The sequence below is a fragment of the Oceanicola sp. 502str15 genome (assembly GCF_024105635.1).
Lineage (GTDB): Bacteria > Pseudomonadota > Alphaproteobacteria > Rhodobacterales > Rhodobacteraceae > Vannielia.
Genome location: NZ_WYDQ01000001.1, coordinates 2,553,149 through 2,566,853 on the forward strand (window position 1 = coordinate 2,553,149; position 13,705 = coordinate 2,566,853).

General features: G+C 64.3%; 15 protein-coding genes. 10 read left to right on the forward strand and 5 right to left on the reverse strand.

Annotated elements, in window-relative coordinates; genetic code table 11:
- The 4 genes from GTH22_RS12345 to miaB form a co-directional block, all read right to left on the reverse strand.
- The gene (locus GTH22_RS12345; RefSeq protein ID WP_252945529.1) at positions 1–1,035 is read right to left on the reverse strand and encodes a PhoH family protein; all 1,035 of its coding nucleotides are present in this window, start codon (positions 1,033–1,035) and stop codon (positions 1–3) included.
- 165 nt (positions 1,036–1,200) lie between these two features.
- Positions 1,201–1,497: a hypothetical protein gene (locus tag GTH22_RS12350; RefSeq protein ID WP_252945530.1), complete on the reverse strand. Its 297-nt coding sequence runs from the start codon at positions 1,495–1,497 to the stop codon at positions 1,201–1,203.
- Between the two features lie 14 nt (positions 1,498–1,511).
- Positions 1,512–2,081 (reverse strand): OmpA family protein, encoded by a 570-nt coding sequence (locus tag GTH22_RS12355; RefSeq protein ID WP_371928348.1) that lies wholly within the window; start codon positions 2,079–2,081, stop codon positions 1,512–1,514.
- A gap of 209 nt (positions 2,082–2,290) precedes the next feature.
- A complete protein-coding gene (gene miaB, locus GTH22_RS12360; RefSeq protein WP_252945531.1) occupies positions 2,291–3,598 on the reverse strand; it encodes a tRNA (N6-isopentenyl adenosine(37)-C2)-methylthiotransferase MiaB in 1,308 nt (435 codons plus the stop codon).
- Positions 3,599–3,717: 119 nt separating this feature from the next.
- On the opposite strand from miaB, the gene GTH22_RS12365 reads away from it, so the two are divergent.
- The gene (locus tag GTH22_RS12365; RefSeq protein ID WP_252945532.1) at positions 3,718–4,590 is read left to right on the forward strand and encodes a hypothetical protein; all 873 of its coding nucleotides are present in this window, start codon (positions 3,718–3,720) and stop codon (positions 4,588–4,590) included.
- Between the two features lie 87 nt (positions 4,591–4,677).
- On the opposite strand, the gene irr is transcribed toward GTH22_RS12365, so the two are convergent.
- Positions 4,678–5,094 carry a Fur family transcriptional regulator Irr gene (gene irr / locus GTH22_RS12370; RefSeq protein ID WP_252947633.1) on the reverse strand — a complete coding sequence of 139 codons (417 nt, stop codon included), beginning with the start codon at positions 5,092–5,094 and terminating at the stop codon, positions 4,678–4,680.
- 179 nt (positions 5,095–5,273) lie between these two features.
- On the opposite strand from irr, the gene fabA reads away from it, so the two are divergent.
- From fabA to GTH22_RS12415, 9 genes are all read left to right on the forward strand, one after another.
- On the forward strand, positions 5,274–5,783 hold the full coding sequence (gene fabA / locus GTH22_RS12375) for a bifunctional 3-hydroxydecanoyl-ACP dehydratase/trans-2-decenoyl-ACP isomerase (protein WP_252945533.1): 510 nt from the start codon (positions 5,274–5,276) through the stop codon (positions 5,781–5,783).
- Positions 5,784–5,813: 30 nt separating this feature from the next.
- Complete coding sequence (gene fabB, locus GTH22_RS12380; protein WP_252945534.1) at positions 5,814–7,040, forward strand: beta-ketoacyl-ACP synthase I; 1,227 nt, start codon at positions 5,814–5,816, stop codon at positions 7,038–7,040.
- A gap of 5 nt (positions 7,041–7,045) precedes the next feature.
- Positions 7,046–7,834, forward strand: coding sequence for an enoyl-ACP reductase (locus GTH22_RS12385; RefSeq protein WP_252945535.1), 789 nt, complete (start codon positions 7,046–7,048; stop codon positions 7,832–7,834).
- Positions 7,835–7,888: 54 nt separating this feature from the next.
- A complete protein-coding gene (locus tag GTH22_RS12390; protein ID WP_252945536.1) occupies positions 7,889–8,674 on the forward strand; it encodes a metalloprotease in 786 nt (261 codons plus the stop codon).
- 60 nt (positions 8,675–8,734) lie between these two features.
- Entirely contained in the window at positions 8,735–9,421 is a 687-nt protein-coding gene (locus tag GTH22_RS12395; protein ID WP_252945537.1) for a haloacid dehalogenase type II, read from the forward strand.
- Positions 9,421–10,242: an alpha/beta fold hydrolase gene (locus GTH22_RS12400; RefSeq protein ID WP_371928349.1), complete on the forward strand. Its 822-nt coding sequence runs from the start codon at positions 9,421–9,423 to the stop codon at positions 10,240–10,242. The genes GTH22_RS12395 and GTH22_RS12400 overlap by 1 nt, the downstream gene beginning before the upstream one ends.
- On the forward strand, positions 10,221–11,210 hold the full coding sequence (locus GTH22_RS12405; RefSeq protein ID WP_252945538.1) for a threonine/serine dehydratase: 990 nt from the start codon (positions 10,221–10,223) through the stop codon (positions 11,208–11,210). The genes GTH22_RS12400 and GTH22_RS12405 overlap by 22 nt, the downstream gene beginning before the upstream one ends.
- Entirely contained in the window at positions 11,207–12,397 is a 1,191-nt protein-coding gene (locus tag GTH22_RS12410) for an endonuclease/exonuclease/phosphatase family protein (RefSeq protein ID WP_252945539.1), read from the forward strand. Before GTH22_RS12405 ends, GTH22_RS12410 begins: the two co-directional genes overlap by 4 nt.
- 133 nt (positions 12,398–12,530) lie before the next feature.
- A complete protein-coding gene (locus tag GTH22_RS12415; protein ID WP_252945540.1) occupies positions 12,531–13,613 on the forward strand; it encodes an alcohol dehydrogenase catalytic domain-containing protein in 1,083 nt (360 codons plus the stop codon).
- Positions 13,614–13,705 lie beyond the last annotated feature (92 nt).

Genomic DNA, 13,705 nt, shown 5'->3' on the forward strand with positions numbered 1-13,705 from the left:
TCAGCCCTGCGCGTCCAGCTTGTCGTAGGCCTCGATGATCCGCGCCACCAGCGGATGGCGCACCACGTCCTTGGCGGTGAAGTAGCTGAAGGCAATGCCCTTCACCCCATCCAGCAGGCTCTCGGCCTCACGCAGCCCCGACTGCACCCCGCGCGGCAGGTCCACCTGGCTGCGGTCGCCGGTGATCACCATGCGGCTGCCCTCGCCGAGCCGGGTCAGAAACATTTTCATCTGCATCGTCGTCGCGTTCTGCGCCTCGTCGAGCACGCAGAAAGCATTGGCCAGCGTGCGCCCGCGCATGAAGGCCAAAGGCGCAATTTCAATGCGTTTTTCCTCGATCAACTTGGCCACCTGCTTGCTCGGCAGAAAGTCGTTCAGCGCGTCGTAGAGCGGCTGCATGTAGGGGTCGACCTTGTCCTTCATGTCGCCCGGCAGATAGCCCAGCTTCTCGCCCGCCTCCACGGCGGGGCGGCTCAGGATGATCCGGTCGACATGGCCGGCGAGAAACATGTTCACGCCCACGGCCACGGCCAGGTAGGTCTTGCCGGTGCCCGCAGGCCCGATGCCGAAGCCCAGCTCGTTCTCGAAGAGCGAGCGCACATAGGCCTTCTGCGCCTCGGTGCGCGGCTCGACGATTTTCTTGCGGGTCTTGATCTCGACGCGTCCGCCCTGAAACATTTCCAACTGGTCCGCCTCGCGGGCGCCACCCACGTCGCGGGTCTCCCGACCCATCCGTATGGCCCCGTCCACATCGCCCGGCTCGATCGACCGGCCCGCCTCCAGCTTGCTGTAGAGCTCCTGCAGGATCACCGCCGCCTCGCTGCGCGGCCCGGCCTCCCCGATGATCGCCAGCTGGTTGCCGCGCCGCAGGATCTGCACGCCGACCGCATGTTCGATCTGCGCAAGGTTGCGGTCGAACTCGCCGCAAAGCTCGATGAGCAGCATGTTGTCGGGGAATTCCAGCGGAGTTTCCAGAATGTCCTTGGGGTTAGGCGGGGCGGTCAGGGCACTGATTCCCAAAAAGCGCTTCTCCATGGTTGGCCTGCGAACAGGCTACATATTGTGGCTCCTGCTCCCACGTTGCCAAGCCCGGGCGCTTCGCGCAAGCCGGGCGTGTCCTGATTTCACGCATTTGATACAAAAAGAGGCCGCGAGATCCTGTCTCGCAGCCTCCCGATGCTTTCTGCGGCAGCCGCAGGATCAGATCGAGTCGGGGAAGGCAGAGCCCCGCTTGGGGTCGCCGACCGCCGTTCCCGAAGGCCCGGCCCCAGAACAGACGGGCTTGCCGAACTTGTCGAGCCGCTGGCTGAGGTAGCCCTCGACGCCGTCGTCGATGATCCAGTGATCGCAGCCATTCGGGTCAATCCAGACACCCGCCTTGAGCTGGGTCAGATCCTTACTGTCGAAGCCGCGGTCAACCGTCTTGTCGATCTTGTCGCCGCAGGCACTGAGGGCGCCTGCAACGGCCAGGAGCGCGGTGATCTTGATGATATTCATGGCGCTTCTCCCGCTCACTTGATGCAGATGATTTCGACGCGGCGGTTCTTCTGCATTCCCCCCGCCGTGCGGTTGGAAGCCACGGGCATCCGTTCGCCGTAGCCACGCACATCGACGATCTTGGCGCCGGTGCCCTTTCCGATCCGCGCCACGCTGGCGGCACGGCGGTAGCTCAGGCTCATGTTGTACTCGTCGCTGGCCCGCGCATCGGTGTGGCCGGCAATGATGTAGGCGCGGGCTTTGCTGGAGCGGAAGAACTGGGCAAGCCGCTGCTTGCCCGCGGTCGAGATCGCGGAGCTGTCGGTGGCAAAGAGCTGGTCGGAGTTCATCACGCCGCACACATTGCCCCGCCGGCACACCGGAATGCCCTGCCGGCTGACGTGCGGGGTCATGTAGCCCTCCACGCCGTCGTCCATGACCCAGTGCTCGCAGCCGTCCGGGTCGACCCAGACCGTCGGCACGTAGCGCTCCGAGGCCTTCCGGCTCTGCGCCTGCGCCGAGTTTGCTTGGAGCCCGACCGCCACCACCAGCGCCGCCGCGCCGCAGGCAAGCGTTCGGATCGACCTGAGAATCCCCTGTGTCACGAGCGTCCGTCCTCTTTCAGTTTCGAAATGCGGAGCCGCGGTGGAAAACCAGGAAAAGCTCCGGCCACATTATTGGCAAATTTACCAAATTTTGTGGGCCGGCAAAGCGTTTTTCCCTATATATTGTAACCGTTTAGGCAACAGCTCACGGCAAGGCCGGGCATTGTCGCGCAGGCATGGGGCAATTGGGGCGAAAGTTTGGCGGAGCCTCAGAGCAAGGTGCCCGCGAGGGAGTTCGGGCCAGAATCGGTTATCCGGACGCGGGCGAGGTCTCCGATGGCGAGACTGTCGCTCATCACGTGGACCGCATGCAAGTGTTCGGACTTGCCCACCATCTGCCCCGGAAGCCGCCCGGGTTTCTCGATCAGCACATGCACCTCGCGGCCCACCATGGCATCCTGCGCCGCCCGCTGCTGACGGGTGATGAGAGCCTGAAGCCGCTGCAACCTGTCATCGGCCTCCGCCGCCGCCACCTCGGGCCGCTCCGCCGCCGGGGTGCCCGGGCGCGAGGAATACTTGAACGAGTAGGCCTGCCCGTAGTTCACCCGCTCGATCAGGTCGAGCGTGGCCTGAAAATCCTCCTCGGTCTCCTCCGGGAACCCGACGATGAAGTCGCCCGACAGCAGCAGGTCGGGCCGGGCGGCGCGGATGCGCTCGACCAGCTCGATGTAGCTTGCGGCTGTGTGCTTGCGGTTCATCCGCTTGAGAATGCGGTCAGATCCCGACTGCACGGGCAGGTGCAGGTAGGGCATCAGCTTGTCGCAATCGCCATGGGCGGCGACGAGATCGTCTTCCATGTCGTTGGGATGGGAGGTGGTAAAGCGGATGCGCTTGAGCTCGTCGATCTCGGCCAGGCGCCGGATCAGCCGGGCAAGCCCCCATGTCTCGCCGCCGTCCTCGCCGTGATAGGCATTCACGTTCTGGCCCAGCAGGGTGATCTCGCGCACCCCGCGCGACACCAAATCCTCGGCCTCCGCCAGCACCCTCGCCACGGGCCGCGACACCTCGGCACCCCGGGTGTAGGGCACCACGCAGAAGGCGCAGAACTTGTCACAACCCTCCTGCACGGTCAAAAACGCGGTCGGTCCGCGTTGCGCCTTGGGGCGGGATTTCAGCTTTTCGAACTTGTCCTCTTCGGGAAAATCCGTGTCGAGCGCCTTTTCCCCGGCTTGCGCCCGGGCTTCGAGCTCCGGCAGGCGGTGGTAGCTTTGCGGCCCCACCACGAGGTCGACCAGCGGCTGACGCCGCATGATTTCTTCGCCCTCGGCCTGGGCCACGCAGCCCGCGACGCCGATCTTCAGATCCGGCTTGGCCTCTTTCAGGTCCTTGTAGCGCCCAAGCTCCGAATAGACCTTCTCCGCCGCCTTCTCGCGGATATGGCAGGTGTTGAGCAGGATCATATCGGCCCCGTCCGGGCTCTGGACCTGCTCGTAGCCTTCCAGCGCCTCGGCCATGCGCTCGCTGTCATAGACATTCATCTGACAGCCATAGGTCTTGATGTAGAGCTTTTTGGTCATGGCGCTTTCCCGGAGAAGTCGGGCGGTGTCTAGCCCATGGCCCACCGTCCCGCAACGGTTGCGCTCAAGGCTTCATTAACTCACAAATGGCTAAAACACAGGCATGGGCAGCCGATAGCATGCGTTACACCTCACTCTCCGACTTTCTCGACAAGGGCCGCAAGGTGCTGACCAAGGGGCCGATTGCGGTGATCTGCGCCGAGGATCTGCTTGAGGTCGAGACCACCATTCGCCATCACCGCATGGCCGGATTTCGCGAAATCGTGCTGCTGGCCCCGCAGATCCTTGAACTTTCCGCCTCGCTGGAAGCCCAGGTGCACCGCATCCCCTACGACATGCATGCCGACAACGCCCTGACCGATGCGCTCAACCCGATCATCGCCGCAACCACGCCGGGGCAGTGGCTCTATTACTGCTACAACGCCGAGTATCTCTTCTTTCCGTTCTGCGAGAATCGGAAGGTTGGCGAGATGCTGGCGTTCCACGTCGAAGAGCGGCGGGACGCGATGCTGACCTATGTGGTCGATCTCTACGCCGATGATCTCGACCGCTTTCCCGACGCCGTCTCCATCGAAGATGCCCATCTCGACAAGTCCGGCTACTACGCCCTCGCCCGCCCCGACCCGGCCAACCACAATTATCCGAAAGAGCGGCAGCTCGACTTCTTTGGCGGCCTGCGCTGGCGGTTCGAGGAGCATGTCGACAAGGCGCGGCGGCGGATCGACCGGATCTCTCTGTTTCGGGCCAAGCCGGGGCTCAAACTGTTGCCCACGCACAGTTTTTCGGACGAAGAGTACAACACCTACGCCTGCCCGTGGCACCATAACCTGACGGCGACGGTCTGCTCGTTTCGCACCGCGAAGGCGCTGAAGAGCAACCCCGGCAGCCGCTATGACATCGACACGTTCAAGTGGCACAACTCGACCAAGTTCGAGTGGCACTCACAGCAATTGCTGGATCTTGGGCTGATGGAGCCGGGGCAGTGGTTCTGATCGTTCGTGTGGTGGGTTGGCACCCACCCTACGGATGGCCCGAACCGCGATGACAGGTTGTAGGGTGGGTGAAACCCACCAATCGCATCACACCCGGCGCAGGCGGATCACCACATCGACCTTTGCAATTTCAGTGCCTTCGGGGGCATCTGGAATGGAGGCGAGGCGAAGCTGATCCGTGGGCGCATCGGTGAGTTTCTGGGTGTCTTCCCAGTAGAAATGCGGGTGATCGTCGGTGCGTGTGTCGAAATAGCTCTTCGACCCGTCAACAGTGATTTCCTGCATCAAACCCACGTCGCAGAAGGCCCGCAGCGTGTTGTAGACCGTGGCAAGCGAGACCTTCTCGCCGGAGGCACGGGCAGATTCAAACAGGCTTTCCGCCGTCACATGCCGGTTGCGGCCATCACCCACCAGCAAGGCGGCAAGCGCCAAACGCTGTCGGGTCGGGCGCAAACCGCCCGTTTCAAGCCACGTCGATCCGCGCGTATGCGCTTCAATTTGCATTCGGTCGGGTTCCATACTCCTGCCTGCCCCGCGTTATATCCGTGCATTCGGCATGATTTCAAACGAAAATGGGTCGCGACTGCGCTACCGGGTCGCGTTGCGGCGCTATTGCGCCCGCGAGGGGCCGGGTGGTAGAGGGGGCTCGACCAAGGGCACACCAGAAGGGGGAGCAGGGCCGAATGGCGGAGCATCCGAGCACATTCGACAAGGAAGGGCTGCTGAAATGCGCCCGCGGCGAGCTGTTCGGGCCGGGCAATCCGCAGCTTCCCGAACCGCCCATGCTGATGATGGACCGCGTGACCGAGATTTCGGCCGACGGCGGAGAGAACGGCAAGGGCCATGTGCGCGCCGAATTCGACATCACGCCCGATCTCTGGTTCTTCTCCTGCCACTTCCCCGGCGACCCGGTGATGCCCGGCTGCCTCGGCCTCGACGGCCTGTGGCAGCTGACCGGCTTCAACCTCGGCTGGCGCGGCATGCTGGGCCGTGGTCGGGCTCTGGGTGTGGGTGAGGTCAAGTTCACCGACATGATCACGCCGGAGATCAAGCAGATCGAGTATCACGTCGATTTCACTCGGGTCATGGACCGGAAGTTGAAACTCGGCATCGCCAACGGCAAGATCTTTGCAGACGGAAAGCACGTCTTCAGCGCCGAAGGCATGAAGGTCGGACTTTTCTCCGACGAGTAACAGGGGCCACCCCGCAAAACACGAGGTTTCATGCGTCGCGTCGTCATCACCGGAATCGGGATTGTCTCGCCCATCGGCATCACCGCCCAAGAAGTGACCGAAAGCCTCAAGACAGGGCGTTCGGGCATCACGGCTGCGCCGGAGTACGTGGAGCACGGTTTTCGCTCCTGCATTCACGGCAAGCCCGACATCGACGTGACCGAGCATATCGACAAGCGCAACCTGCGCTTCATGGGGATGGGCGCAGCCTACAACTTCATCGCGATGGAGCAGGCGGTTGCCGACGCGGGGCTGGAGCAATCCGACGTGTCCAACGTCCGCACCGGCCTCATCATGGGCTCCGGCGGCCCCTCGACCTCCAACTTCTTCACCGCGCATTCCATCGTGAAGGAAAAGGGCAGCCCCAAGCGGATGGGCCCTTTCATGGTGACGCGCTGCATGAGTTCCACCAACTCCGCCTGCCTTGCCACGCCCTTCGGAATCAAGGGCATCAACTACTCGATCACCTCCGCCTGCTCGACCTCGCTGCACTGCGTGGGCAACGCGGTGGAGCAGATCCAGATGGGCAAGCAGGACGTGGTCTTTGCAGGCGGCGGCGAAGAGGTGGACTGGACGCTTTCGTGCCTGTTCGACGCGATGGGCGCGATGAGCAGCAAGTACAACGACACGCCCACCAAGGCCTCCCGCCCCTATGACGCCACCCGCGACGGCTTCGTCATTTCCGGCGGCGGCGGCGTTGTGGTGGTGGAAGAGCTGGAGCACGCCAAGGCGCGCGGCGCCAAGATCTATGCCGAAGTCACCGGCTACGGCGCCACCTCCGACGGCGCCGACATGGTGGCCCCCTCCGGCGAGGGCGGCGAGCGCGCGATGCAACTGGCGCTCTCGACCATCGGCGATCACAAGGTGGATTACATCAATGCCCACGGCACCGCGACGCCGGTTGGCGACGTGGTGGAAGTAGAGGCGATCCGCCGGGTCTTCGGTGAGGGCAACACGCCGCCGATCTCCTCCTCCAAGTCGCTCGCCGGCCACAGCCAGGGCGCAACCGGTGTGCTCGAAATCATCTATTCCATCCTGATGATGGAGAACCGCTTCATTCAGGCTTCGGCCAATGTCACCGAACTCGACCCGGGCCTGAACCCCGGCGAGATCGTGACGGAAACCCAATTTGACGTGGATCTCGACTCGGTGCTGTCCAACAGCTTCGGCTTCGGCGGCACCAACGGATCTCTGATTTTGAGCAAGTATCACGGATAAACACGATGGCTGAATTGATGCGAGGCAAGCGTGGCCTCATCATGGGGGTGGCGAACGATCGCTCTATTGCCTGGGGCATTTCGAAGGCCATGGCCGCCGAGGGCGCCGAACTGGCGTTCAGCTATCAAGGCGAGGCCTTCGGCAAGCGGGTTGCTCCGCTGGCAGAGAGCATCGGCTCCGATTTCCTGCTCGATGTCGACGTGATGAACGACGAGAGCATGGATGCCGCCTTCGGCCTGATCGGCGAACGCTGGGGCGCGCTCGACTTCGTGGTCCATGCCATCGCCTATTCCGACAAGAACGAGCTGACCGGGCGTTTCATCAACACCACTCGTGACAACTTCAAGAATTCACTCAGCATTTCGTGCTTTTCCTTCATCGACGTGGCCCGCCGCGCGGCCCCGCTGATGAAGAACGGTGGCACCCTGTTGACCCTGACCTACCAGGGCTCCAACCGCGTGACGCCCTATTACAACGTGATGGGCGTGGCCAAGGCGGCGCTGGAAAGCTCGGTGCGCTACCTCGCCAACGATCTCGGGCCCGATGGCATCCGGGTCAACGCAATCTCTCCCGGCCCGATGAAGACGCTGGCCGGTGCGGCGATTGGCGGGGCGCGCAAGACGTTTCGGTTGACCGAGGCCAACGCCCCGATGCGTTCGAACGCGACGCTGGAAGCGGTCGGCGGCACGGCAGTTTACCTCGCCTCCGACTACGGTGCCTGCACCACGGGCGAGATCGTGCGGGTCGATGGCGGCTTTCATGTGCTGTCGATGCCGCAGCCGGAAAACCTCTAGGCTTTTCCTCGCGCGCGCCAAATTCAGGCCGAATTTCAACGCAATGACGGGCGTATGACGCTTTTGTTCTTCGCCCTCGCGCTCTGCGCGTTCACCGCTTTCTCGCTGCGCGGCGGCCTCGTGGCCCCGCGCGGAATGACCGTCCATTCGCTCGACTCCCAAGGGCTTCTGATGGGGCTTGCCGCCTTTGGACTGGCGGCCTGGTTCCTGGGGCCGCTCTACGGCATCGCGCTCACGCTGTCGGTCGTGGTGCACGAGTTCGGCCATGTCGCCGCCTACCGCGTGGCCGGCCACGCCGATGCCCGCTTTCGCCTTGTGCCGCTGATGGGCGGTGTGGCCATCTCCAACCGGCTGCCCGACACCCAGGCCGAGAGCTTCTTCATCACTCTGATGGGGCCCGGCATCTGCATTGCGCCGATGGTTCTGGGCTTCGCGATATCCGAGCATTTTGCGTGGAGCGCGCCAGAAATCGCCCGGGCGGCATGGGTCTTTGCCATCGTGACCGGGGCGCTCAACTTCTTCAATCTGCTGCCTTTCTGGCCCCTCGACGGTGGCCGCTGCGTGAAGATCCTGGCCCAGACTTTCTGGCCTCCGCTGGGGCGCGTCGTGGCCATGGGGATGAGCGCAGCCTTTGCCGCCACCGCCCTTTGGCTGCAATCGACCCTGCTGTTCTTCTTCGCCCTGCTCTCGTCGCAATCCCTCTTCGCCGGCCATGACGAAGCCCGCCACCAACGCCCGATGACCCGCAGCCAGGGCGCGCTGGCGGCGACCGCCTATCTCTTCACCACGGCGGCGCACCTCTGGGGCGGATGGGCACTGCTGGCGCGCTACCTCTCCTGACGGAGAGGGCTTTCGCCCCCGACGGGGCTGTGCCAGTCTCGCCCCGAAAAGGGGAGCACCATGGCCATCAAAGCCTGCGTATTCGACGCCTACGGCACGTTATTCGATGTGTCCGCCGCCGCCCGTGAGGCTGCGGGCGAGCCTGGACAGGAGGCGCTTGCGGGGTGCTGGCAGGCGCTTTCCGAGACATGGCGGCAGAAGCAACTCGGCTACAGCTGGCTGCGGGCGGTGACGGGCGCACATGCCGATTTCTGGCAGGTGACGGGCGAGGCGCTGGATTATGCGCTGGCCGAGCAGAAGCTGGCCGATCCGGCCCTGCGCGAGCGGCTCCTCGCGCTGTACTTCGAGCTTTCCGCCTACCCCGAAGTGCCTGAAATGCTTGGAAACCTCAAAGAGACCGGCTTTGCCACCGCGATCCTCTCGAACGGGTCTCCAGAGATGCTTCTGGGGGCCGTGACCTCCGCCGGGATCGGGGAGGTTCTGGACGAGGTCATCTCGGTCGAGGATGTGAGCGTCTTCAAGCCCGACCGGCGCGTTTACGATCTGGTCGGCACCGCGCTCGATGTTGCGCCCGCCGAGGTGCTCTTTGTCTCCTCCAACGGCTGGGACGCCGCTGCGGCCTCGGGCTACGGCTTTGTGACGGCGTGGGTCAACCGCACCGGCCTGCCGATGGACCGCCTGCCCTGGCGCCCGGCGCATGAACTCTCCGACCTTACCACCATCCCCGAACTTGCAGGGAGGCTCTGATGCCCAGCTTTACCGCCACGGACGGCACCCGCATTCACTACCGTGACGAGGGCGAGGGCCTGCCGCTGCTCTGCCTTGCGGGGCTGACCCGCAACGCCAGCGACTTCGACTATGTGGCGCCGCACCTCACCGGTTGCCGCCTGATCTGCCCCGACTACCGCGGGCGCGGTGGCTCTGGCTGGTCGGGCGCGGCGACCTACACGGTGCCGGTCGAGGCGAAGGACCAGCTTGAGCTGCTCGATCACCTCGGGCTCGACAAGGTGGCGATCCTCGGCACCTCGCGCGGCGGCCTCATCGGCATGGGCCTTGCCGCGTTGAACCGCGACCGCGTGCTGGGGCTCTGCCTCAACGATGTTGGCCCGGCGCTGAACCGCGACGGGCTGGAGCGGATCTTCGATTACGTGGGCCGCAACCCCGCCGCCAAGACACATGCGGCGCTGGCCGCCGCCTACCCGGGCGCGATGCCCGGTTTCGTTAACGTGCCGCCCGAGCGCTGGCTGGAAGAAGCTCGGAAGCACTATGATGAAACATCAGAAGGGTTGAGAATTAATTACGATCCTGCCCTGAGGCAGGCGTTTCTGGCCGCCTTCGAGGGCGAAATCCCCGAAGCTTGGCCACTGTTCGAGAAACTTAAGGGCCTGCCTTTGGCGCTGATCCGAGGCGGCAACTCCGACCTGCTGACGCAGGAAGCCGCGCGCAAGATGCGCGACATGCACCCCGATATGGTCTTTGCCGAGGTGCCGGACCGGGCGCATATCCCGTTTCTCGACGAGCCGGAGGCGCTGCGGGCGCTGGACCAATGGCTGGAGAAAATGCGTTGAATTACGAGATGATAGCGGCCGCCGCCGCGCGGCTTGAAGGGCATGCGCGGGTCACTCCGCTGCTGAACTCGCCGTTTCTCGACGCCATCGCTGGCCGCAGGGTCTGGGTGAAGGCGGAGTGCCTGCAAGTGACCGGGAGCTTCAAGTTTCGTGGCGGATGGTCAGCGGTGTCGGCGCTGGAGGGGCCGGGCGGCGTGCTGGCTTACTCGTCGGGCAACCACGCGCAGGGGATCGCGGCGGCAGCCCAGGCCCATGGGCGCGAGGCGGTGATCGTGATGCCTGCGGATGCGCCGGCGGTAAAGGTGGCAAACACAAAGGCTTACGGCGCCGAGGTGGTGCCGTATGACCGCGCAACGGGCGACCGGGAAGTGATTGGCGCCGAGCTGGCGGAAGCGCGCGGGCTCACGCTGATCCGCCCCTATGACGAGCCGCTGGTGATTGCCGGTCAGGGCACCTGCGGGCTGGAAATTGCGCGTCAGGCGGCTGAGGTCGGGGTGTCCGATGCGGATGTGATTACCTGCTGCGGCGGTGGCGGGCTGACATCCGGGATCGCGCTGGCGCTTGAGCAGGCCGCGCCGGGGCTGCGGGTGCGAACCGCGGAGCCGGTGGGGTTCGACGATGTGGCGCGCTCTCTTGAGGCTGGGAATATTGAGCGAAACAAATCCCTTAGCGGCTCGATCTGCGATGCGATCGTGACCCCGCAACCGGGCGATCTGACCTTTCCGATCATGCAGCGGCTCTGCGGGCCGGGCTTTGCGGTGAGCGAGGAGGAGGTGCTGCGGGCGATGGCGCTGGCCTTCCTGCGGCTGAAGATCGTGATCGAGCCGGGGGGCGCTGTGGCGCTGGCCTCGGCGCTGTTTCAGGGCGACGGAATCAAGGGCGAGGATGTTGTGGTGGTGGCAAGCGGCGGCAATGTCGATGCCGGGATTTTCACCGATGCCATAAAGACTTACGGGGGTTCGGCGTGACGGATTGGACGGTTGCCAGTTTCAACGTGAAAAACCTGATCGGGGCGGAGAAAGAGTATTACCGCTACGAGAAATACACGCCCGAGGAATACGCGTGGAAGGCCAACTGGCTGGCTGACCAGATTGCCTCGCTGAATGCCGATCTCGTTGGTTTTCAAGAGATTTTCGAGGAGGAAGCGCTTCAGGCCGTGGTGGCGCAGGCGGACCGGATGGGGGAGGCCTCGAACGCGGTTTCGGTGCCGGATCGGGATAAGCCCTACCATCGAAAGGCAATTTTCCGGAAGCTCGCCTATGAGACCTATCACGATGCGACGCTGGCCTTTGCCCCCAACCTCAATGACGGCGGGCCGGGCGAGCGGCGGCCGGGGGTGGCGGTGCTTTCGCGCAACGGGTTCGCGGAGCCGCCGGTGGTGGTGCAAGAGCTTGATACTCCACTGGAAATTCCGCTGCGCGACCTTGGGGGCGGGAGCGCGGGGAGCTTTCGGTTGAGCCGGATTTCGCGGCCTATTCTGAAGGTGAAAGTGCCGGTGGGCTCGCATGTGGTGACGGTGTTCAACTGCCACCTGAAGAGCAAGCTGGGCGAGTTCATCACCCCGGAGGGGGCGGAATTTGCCAATGAAGCCAACCTCTTGGACTACGACGCCGTGGGGCGGGCGATGGGGTCGCTGCGCGCGGCGCTGAGGCGGGTGGCAGAGGCCTGGGTGCTGCGGCGCGAGGTGGTGGCGGAGCTGGAAAAAGGCAATCCTGTCATCGTGTTAGGGGATCTGAACGACAGTGAGAACGCGGTGAGCAGCGAGATCATCACCGGGGAGGCGCCGTTCAAGAATTATGCCTGGATGCGGCGGCATGACGCCAAGCACCAGGGTGACCGCTACAGCGTTGAAGAGGCTGCACAAATTACCGAAAGCGTCGACTCGATGCGGCTGCATTCGGCGGAGAAGCTGTTTGTGCGCAAGAGCCTGCGCGACATGGTTTACACGGCGGCTTTCGGCGGCGTCTACGAGAGCATCGACCAGATCCTGCTGTCGCGCCACTTCCACCCGGAGGCGGAACAAGCCATTGGAAGCATGGAATATTTCAGCGTCTTCAACGACCATCTGACCGACGGATCCCACCCCGAAGCGCCCTACAACAAGCTGGCCTCGGACCACGGGCAGATCATGGCGCATCTTCGGTTGCGCGACTGAGCCTTGCAGGTTTGCATGACGATGGCGCAAACCAACCCGCAAATGCCGGAAAGTGCCGAATTGCAGGGTGTCACACCTCGTACACTTCCTGTGCACACCCCGTGCATGGGCATTTTAGCAGGATGAAAGTGGTATGACGACTATCAGGGCAGCGGTGGCCCGCAGCTTCGGGAGCGATCTGACCATCGAGGAGGTCGAGCTTGCCACCCCCGGCGCAGGACAGGTGGAGGTGGCGCTGGAGGCCGTGGCGATCTGCCATTCGGACATCCACTTTGCCGAGGGCGCCTGGGGCGGCGGGCTTCCGGCGGTTTATGGCCATGAGGCGGTGGGACGCGTCACCGCGACGGGGCCGGGCGTGCAGGGGCTGGACGCAGGCGCGCGGGTGCTGGTGACGATGCTGCGGGCCTGCGGGCACTGTGGCTGCTGCGCCAGCGGTACGCCGGTTTACTGCGAAACGGGATACGACCGGCAGGCGCAAAGCCCGATCAGCCAGAACGGCGCGGTGGTGAACCACGGGCTGAGCACCGGGGCCTTTGCCGAACGGGTGGTGGTGGACCAGAGCCAGCTTGCCCCCCTGCCCGAGGATATTCCGGCCACCTCGGCCTGCCTTCTGGCCTGCGGGGTCATCACCGGGGTTGGAGCAGTGGTGAACACGGCAAAGGTGCGCCCCGGCGAGACGGTGGTGGTGATCGGCGCGGGCGGCGTGGGGCTGAACGCGATTCAGGGTGCGCGGATCAGCGGCGCGGCGAAGATCGTGGCCATCGACATGAGCGCCGAGAAGCTGGACGCGGCGATGGAGTTCGGCGCGACACACGGCATTCTGGCCAGCGCCGAGAAACCCTGGCGCGACCTTTTCGAGATTGCGCCCAAAGGCGCCGATGCTGTCTTTGTCAGCGTGGGGGCGGTGCCGGCCTATGAGACGGCGCTGCGCTATGTCGGCACGCGGGGCCGGGTCTATGCCGTGGGGATGCCGCACTCGGGCGAGCGGGCGAGCTGGGAGCCGGTGATCGTTGCCGCGCTCGGCCAGCGGATTCACGGCACGTTGCTGGGCGAGGTTGTGCTGAAACGGGACATTCCTTGGATGGTGGAACTCTACCGGCAGGGTCGGCTGAAGCTGGACGAGCTGGTGAGCGGCACATGGGCGCTGGAGCAGATCAACGAGGCGATTGCCGACACAAAGGCCGGTGGGGCGCGGCGGAATGTGATCGTGTTTTGAGGCGGGTAAGAGGTGCGCCATGAATGCGCACCCTACGCGCCTTGATTCCGTGCAAGGGGATGCGGCAGGCGTGGACGCGCGGGCCGCTACGT

Excerpts from the sequence above, each read along its gene's own strand:
- GTH22_RS12345 (WP_252945529.1), bottom strand. The coding sequence starts at position 1,035 with ATGGAGAAGCGCTTTTTGGGAATCAGTGCCCTGACCGCCCCGCCTAAC.
- GTH22_RS12350 (WP_252945530.1), bottom strand. The coding sequence starts at position 1,497 with ATGAATATCATCAAGATCACCGCGCTCCTGGCCGTTGCAGGCGCCCTC.
- miaB (WP_252945531.1), bottom strand. The coding sequence starts at position 3,598 with ATGACCAAAAAGCTCTACATCAAGACCTATGGCTGTCAGATGAATGTC.
- GTH22_RS12365 (WP_252945532.1), top strand. The coding sequence starts at position 3,718 with ATGCGTTACACCTCACTCTCCGACTTTCTCGACAAGGGCCGCAAGGTG.
- irr (WP_252947633.1), bottom strand. The coding sequence starts at position 5,094 with ATGCAAATTGAAGCGCATACGCGCGGATCGACGTGGCTTGAAACGGGC.
- fabA (WP_252945533.1), top strand. The coding sequence starts at position 5,274 with ATGGCGGAGCATCCGAGCACATTCGACAAGGAAGGGCTGCTGAAATGC.
- fabB (WP_252945534.1), top strand. The coding sequence starts at position 5,814 with ATGCGTCGCGTCGTCATCACCGGAATCGGGATTGTCTCGCCCATCGGC.
- GTH22_RS12385 (WP_252945535.1), top strand. The coding sequence starts at position 7,046 with ATGGCTGAATTGATGCGAGGCAAGCGTGGCCTCATCATGGGGGTGGCG.
- GTH22_RS12390 (WP_252945536.1), top strand. The coding sequence starts at position 7,889 with ATGACGCTTTTGTTCTTCGCCCTCGCGCTCTGCGCGTTCACCGCTTTC.
- GTH22_RS12395 (WP_252945537.1), top strand. The coding sequence starts at position 8,735 with ATGGCCATCAAAGCCTGCGTATTCGACGCCTACGGCACGTTATTCGAT.
- GTH22_RS12400 (WP_371928349.1), top strand. The coding sequence starts at position 9,421 with ATGCCCAGCTTTACCGCCACGGACGGCACCCGCATTCACTACCGTGAC.
- GTH22_RS12405 (WP_252945538.1), top strand. The coding sequence starts at position 10,221 with ATGGCTGGAGAAAATGCGTTGAATTACGAGATGATAGCGGCCGCCGCC.
- GTH22_RS12415 (WP_252945540.1), top strand. The coding sequence starts at position 12,531 with ATGACGACTATCAGGGCAGCGGTGGCCCGCAGCTTCGGGAGCGATCTG.